Source organism: Nesterenkonia sp. CL21 (assembly GCF_031705515.1).
In the GTDB taxonomy this organism is placed as follows: Bacteria; Actinomycetota; Actinomycetes; order Actinomycetales; family Micrococcaceae; genus Nesterenkonia; species Nesterenkonia aethiopica.
Genome location: NZ_JAUTWR010000020.1, coordinates 1 through 5978, shown reverse-complemented (window position 1 = coordinate 5978; position 5978 = coordinate 1). Strand labels below are relative to the sequence as shown.

The 5978-nt window shown below is 56.0% G+C and carries 3 rRNA genes; all 3 read left to right on the top strand.

The window, feature by feature from the left end:
• The first annotated feature begins 408 nt into the window (after positions 1 to 408).
• The 3 genes from Q7C18_RS16655 to rrf all read left to right on the top strand — a co-directional run bounded on the left by Q7C18_RS16655 (position 409) and on the right by rrf (position 5971).
• A 16S ribosomal RNA gene (locus Q7C18_RS16655) occupies positions 409 to 1937 on the top strand.
• Positions 1938 to 2453: 516 nt separating this feature from the next.
• Positions 2454 to 5566 (top strand): 23S ribosomal RNA (locus Q7C18_RS16650).
• 288 nt (positions 5567 to 5854) lie between these two features.
• Positions 5855 to 5971 (top strand): 5S ribosomal RNA (gene rrf / locus Q7C18_RS16645).
• The 16S, 23S and 5S rRNA genes sit together here, the layout of an rRNA operon.
• The last annotated feature ends 7 nt before the right edge of the window (positions 5972 to 5978 follow it).

Sequence of the window (5978 nt, the reverse complement as noted above, 5' to 3'; positions counted from 1 at the left end):
AAGTTGCTGTCCGGAGGGCGGCTCGGGACCGGGTTTGACAGCCGGAAACGAGATGTTCTAGGATAGAAAAGTTGCTTCGGAGCGATCCGGAAAGCGAAAATTGACAACAGAGAATATGATATGATATTCTAGTTTGGCGGCTTTCTTCCGGTGGTGCCGGTAGCGCCTGTTGTTTGAGAACTCAATAGTGTGCCAAGTTTGTTGATACCAAATTATTTGATTGTTTGGTTGGCGTGAGGCTTCCACCCCCGTGGAAGTGATCACGTATCAGCCATGGATCGCTGACTGGTGTGCTTGCTGGTGGTCCCTGTGAGGGATGCTGTGTGGGTGATCGTGTTTTTCCGGCATGGTCGTCTGTGTGGTGTCTTGGGGGTCGTCTGGTGGGTGTGCTGGTTGTTCTATCAGTTTTTGATGGAGAGTTTGATCCTGGCTCAGGATGAACGCTGGCGGCGTGCTTAACACATGCAAGTCGAACGATGAAGCCCGTGCTTGCACGGGTGGATTAGTGGCGAACGGGTGAGTATCACGTGAGTAACCTGCCCTTGACTCTGGGATAAGCCTGGGAAACTGGGTCTAATACCGGATATGACCAGTCCTCGCATGAGGTGCTGGTGGAAAGATTTTATCGGTCTTGGATGGACTCGCGGCCTATCAGCTAGACGGTGAGGTAACGGCTCACCGTGGCGATGACGGGTAGCCGGCCTGAGAGGGTGACCGGCCACACTGGGACTGAGACACGGCCCAGACTCCTACGGGAGGCAGCAGTGGGGAATATTGCACAATGGGCGCAAGCCTGATGCAGCGACGCCGCGTGCGGGATGACGGCCTTCGGGTTGTAAACCGCTTTCAGCAGGGAAGAAGCTTTTGTGACGGTACCTGCAGAAGAAGCGCCGGCTAACTACGTGCCAGCAGCCGCGGTAATACGTAGGGCGCGAGCGTTATCCGGAATTATTGGGCGTAAAGAGCTCGTAGGCGGCTTGTCGCGTCTGCTGTGAAAGCCCGGGGCTTAACCCCGGGTGTGCAGTGGGTACGGGCAGGCTAGAGTGCAGTAGGGGAGACTGGAATTCCTGGTGTAGCGGTGAAATGCGCAGATATCAGGAGGAACACCGATGGCGAAGGCAGGTCTCTGGGCTGTTACTGACGCTGAGGAGCGAAAGCATGGGGAGCGAACAGGATTAGATACCCTGGTAGTCCATGCCGTAAACGTTGGGCACTAGGTGTGGGGGACATTCCACGTTTTCCGCGCCGTAGCTAACGCATTAAGTGCCCCGCCTGGGGAGTACGGCCGCAAGGCTAAAACTCAAAGGAATTGACGGGGGCCCGCACAAGCGGCGGAGCATGCGGATTAATTCGATGCAACGCGAAGAACCTTACCAAGGCTTGACATGGACCGGATCGCTGCAGAGATGTAGTTTCCCTTCGGGGCTGGTTCACAGGTGGTGCATGGTTGTCGTCAGCTCGTGTCGTGAGATGTTGGGTTAAGTCCCGCAACGAGCGCAACCCTTGTCCTATGTTGCCAGCACGTAATGGTGGGGACTCATGGGAGACTGCCGGGGTCAACTCGGAGGAAGGTGGGGATGACGTCAAATCATCATGCCCCTTATGTCTTGGGCTTCACGCATGCTACAATGGCCGGTACAGTGGGTTGCGATACTGTGAGGTGGAGCTAATCCCTAAAAGCCGGTCTCAGTTCGGATCGAAGTCTGCAACTCGACTTCGTGAAGTTGGAGTCGCTAGTAATCGCAGATCAGCAACGCTGCGGTGAATACGTTCCCGGGCCTTGTACACACCGCCCGTCAAGTCACGAAAGTTGGTAACACCCGAAGCCCACGGCCCAACCGGTTTTCCGGGGGGAGTGGTCGAAGGTGGGACTGGCGATTGGGACTAAGTCGTAACAAGGTAGCCGTACCGGAAGGTGCGGCTGGATCACCTCCTTTCTAAGGAGCTTGGGCTCGAGTTCGAGTCCGCCGCCTGATGCTCACCGAGTGTGTGAGCTGGTGGTCTGCTCAAGGGTGGAATATCAACATTCTGTCGCTGCGTCTGTGCGTCTGGCTGTTCAGTACCTGGTGCTGGTTCCCTGTGTAGGGGGCTGGTGGTGGTGGAAGTCGGTCGGGTGTGTGGGTGTGGTGCTTGGTACACTGTTGGGTCCTGGGACAACAGGCCTGGCTGCGGTGGCGTTGGTCGTCGTGGTGGGTTCTGGTGTTTCTGGATCTGTTGCCCTGGCTGCAGGTAGCCGCATTGGGGGCATCATCGGGCCGCAGCATCCTGGTTTTGGGGTGTTGTGGTGGTGGTGTCTGGTGTGGTGATGGTGGTGGGGGTTGTTGTTTGGGAACTGCATAGTGGACGCGAGCATCTTTGTTTCTTAATGTGAAACGTGGTCAAGCATCGCATCGTTGTCATGGCCCTGTTGGGTTGTGGTGGTGGTGTTGTGTTGTCCTTGGTTGAACACTTGTGTGTAAGTGTTGAAGGGCGCATGGTGGATGCCTTGGCAGCAGGAGCCGATGAAGGACGTGGGAATCTGCGATAAGCCTGGTGGAGTTGATAACCGAGCGTTGATACCAGGATTTCCGAATGGGGAAACCCCGCATGCTGTTATGGTGTGTGACCGCCGGCTGAATGTATAGGTCGGTTGGAGGGAACGTCGGGAAGTGAAACATCTCAGTACCGACAGGAAGAGAAAACAAGAGTGATTCCGTGAGTAGTGGCGAGCGAAAGCGGATGGGGCTAAACCGTGTGCGTGTGATACCTGGTAGGGGTTGCGTGCGCGGGGTTGTGGGACATTCCGTCCAGGGTCTACCAGTCCTGGGGGTTGAGGTGCGGGCGTATAGACGAACACGTTTGAGTGCGTGACCGGAGAGGGTGGGAGTCCCGTAGTCGTAATGCGTTCCGCCGGCCTGTGAGTGTATCCCGAGTAGCACGAGGCTCGAGGAATCTTGTGTGAATCTGCCAGGACCACCTGGTAAGCCTGAATACTCCCTGCTGACCGATAGTGAATCAGTACCGTGAGGGAATGGTGAAAAGTACCCCGGGAGGGGAGTGAAATAGTACCTGAAACCATGTGCCTACAATCCGTCAAAGCATCCTGCGGGGTGTGATGGCGTGCCTTTTGAAGAATGAGCCTGCGAGTTAGTGCTCAGTGGCGAGGTTAACCCGTGTGGGGCAGCCGTAGCGAAAGCGAGTCTGAATAGGGCGTTTGAGTCGCTGGGTCTAGACCCGAAGCGGAGTGATCTACCCATGGCCAGGTTGAAGCGCGTGTAAGAGCGCGTGGAGGACCGAACCCACCTAGGTTGAAAACTGGGGGGATGAGCTGTGGGTAGGGGTGAAAGGCCAATCAAACTCTGTGATAGCTGGTTCTCCCCGAAATGCATTTAGGTGCAGCGTTGTGTGTTTCTTGCCGGAGGTAGAGCTACTGGATGGCCGATGGGCCCTACAAGGTTACTGACGTCAGCTAAACTCCGAATACCGGTAAGTGAGAGCGCAGCAGTGAGACTGTGGGGGATAAGCTTCATGGTCGAGAGGGAAACAGCCCAGACCACCGGTTAAGGCCCCTAAGCGTGTGCTAAGTGGGAAAGGATGTGGAGTTGCTTAGACAACCAGGAGGTTGGCTTAGAAGCAGCCACCCTTGAAAGAGTGCGTAATAGCTCACTGGTCAAGTGATTCCGCGCCGACAATGTAGCGGGGCTCAAGCACACCGCCGAAACCGTGGCAATTCTCATCTTTGGATGGGGGTTGGGTAGGGGAGCGTCGAGCACAGCGGTGAAGCCGCGGCGGAAGCCTGTGGTGGAGCGTGTTCGAGTGAGAATGCAGGCATGAGTAGCGAAAGACACGTGAGAAACGTGTCCGCCGAATGACCAAGGGTTCCAGGGTCAAGCTAATCTGCCCTGGGTTAGTCGGGACCTAAGGCGAGGCCGACAGGCGTAGTCGATGGACAACGGGTTGATATTCCCGTACCGGCGAAGAACCGCCCATGGTGAACTGGTGATACTAACCACCCGAACCACACTGGACAGTCTCTTTGAGTCTGCGTGTGTGGGGAGCGTGGGACCTGAACTGGGGAGCCAAGCGTATTAACAGGTGTGACGCAGGAAGGTAGCCGGGCCTAGCGATGGTTGTCTAGGTCTAAGAATGTAGCCTGGTTCCTAGGTAAATCCGGGAGCTGTTGAGGGTGAGATTTGATGGGCCCCACCGTTTGGGTGGGGATCCGGTGATCCTATGCTGCCGAGAAAAGCATCGACGCGAGGTTCTAGCCGCCCGTACCCCAAACCGACACAGGTGGTCAGGTAGAGAATACCAAGGCGATCGAGAGAATCACGGTTAAGGAACTCGGCAAAATGCCCCCGTAACTTCGGGAGAAGGGGGGCCTCACCCGTGATCCGCACTTGCTGCGGGGAGGCGGGTTGGGGCCGCAGAGACCAGGGGGAAGCGACTGTTTACTAAAAACACAGGTCCGTGCGAAGTCGTAAGACGATGTATACGGACTGACTCCTGCCCGGTGCTGGAAGGTTAAGAGGACGAGTCAGCTGCTTTCGGGTAGCGAAGCTCAGAATTTAAGCCCCAGTAAACGGCGGTGGTAACTATAACCATCCTAAGGTAGCGAAATTCCTTGTCGGGTAAGTTCCGACCTGCACGAATGGAGTAACGACTTCCCCGCTGTCTCAACCGTGAACTCGGCGAAATTGCATTACGAGTAAAGATGCTCGTTACGCGCAGCAGGACGGAAAGACCCCGAGACCTTTACTATAGCTTGGTATTGGTGTTTGACATCACTTGTGTAGGATAGGTGGGAGACTGTGAAGCGGTCACGCTAGTGGTCGTGGAGTCATCGTTGAAATACCACTCTGGTGTTGTTAGGCATCTAACTTCGGGCCCTGATCGGGTCCAGGGACAGTGCCTGGTGGGTAGTTTAACTGGGGCGGTTGCCTCCCAAAGAGTAACGGAGGCGCCCAAAGGTTCCCTCAGCCTGGTTGGCAATCAGGTGTTGAGTGTAAGTGCACAAGGGAGCTTGACTGTGAGACAGGCATGTCGAGCAGGAACGAAAGTTGGGACTAGTGATCCGGCGGCACCGTGTGGAAGGGCCGTCGCTCAACGGATAAAAGGTACCTCGGGGATAACAGGCTGATCCTGCCCAAGAGTCCATATCGACGGCATGGTTTGGCACCTCGATGTCGGCTCGTCGCATCCTGGGGCTGGAGTTGGTCCCAAGGGTTGGGCTGTTCGCCCATTAAAGCGGTACGCGAGCTGGGTTTAGAACGTCGTGAGACAGTTCGGTCCCTATCCGCTGCGCGCGTTGGAGATTTGAGAAGGTCTGTCCTTAGTACGAGAGGACCGGGACGGACGAACCTCTGGTATGTCAGTTGTACTGCCAAGTGCACCGCTGATTAGCTACGTTCGGGATGGATAACCGCTGAAAGCATCTAAGCGGGAAGCCGGCTTCAAGATAAGATCTCCGTCACCCTTGAGGTGTGAAGGCTCCCAGCTAGACCACTGGGTTGATAGGCCGGATGTGGAAGCACGGACTGAAGACGTGTGAAGCTGACCGGTACTAATAAGCCGACCACTTACACCACACACACTTTCCTCACGTTTGTTGGGGTTGGTATGGGTGTTCAACAAGAATCACTTGAGAAATTGCGTGTTCGCGTCCACTAGGCGGTCCCTGATCAACAAACCCTGCTCCCTCGTTGTTGTGTTCTCTCGTGTTGTCGAGGGGATGCTGTGAGGGGTGGCAGCTAATTGAATACGACTCATGCGCGCCTCGGGTTGGTTGAGGTGTAGTCGTTACTGGATTTACCCGCTGTTGGTATCGTGCCTGCTTGTGTGTAGGTGGTGGTGCTGGTGGTTGGGTTGAGAGAGTTACGGCGGTCATAGCGTGGGGGAAACGCCCGGTCCCATCCCGAACCCGGAAGCTAAGACCCACAGCGCCGATGGTACTGCACACGGGAGTGTGTGGGAGAGTAGGTCACCGCCGGACACCACTT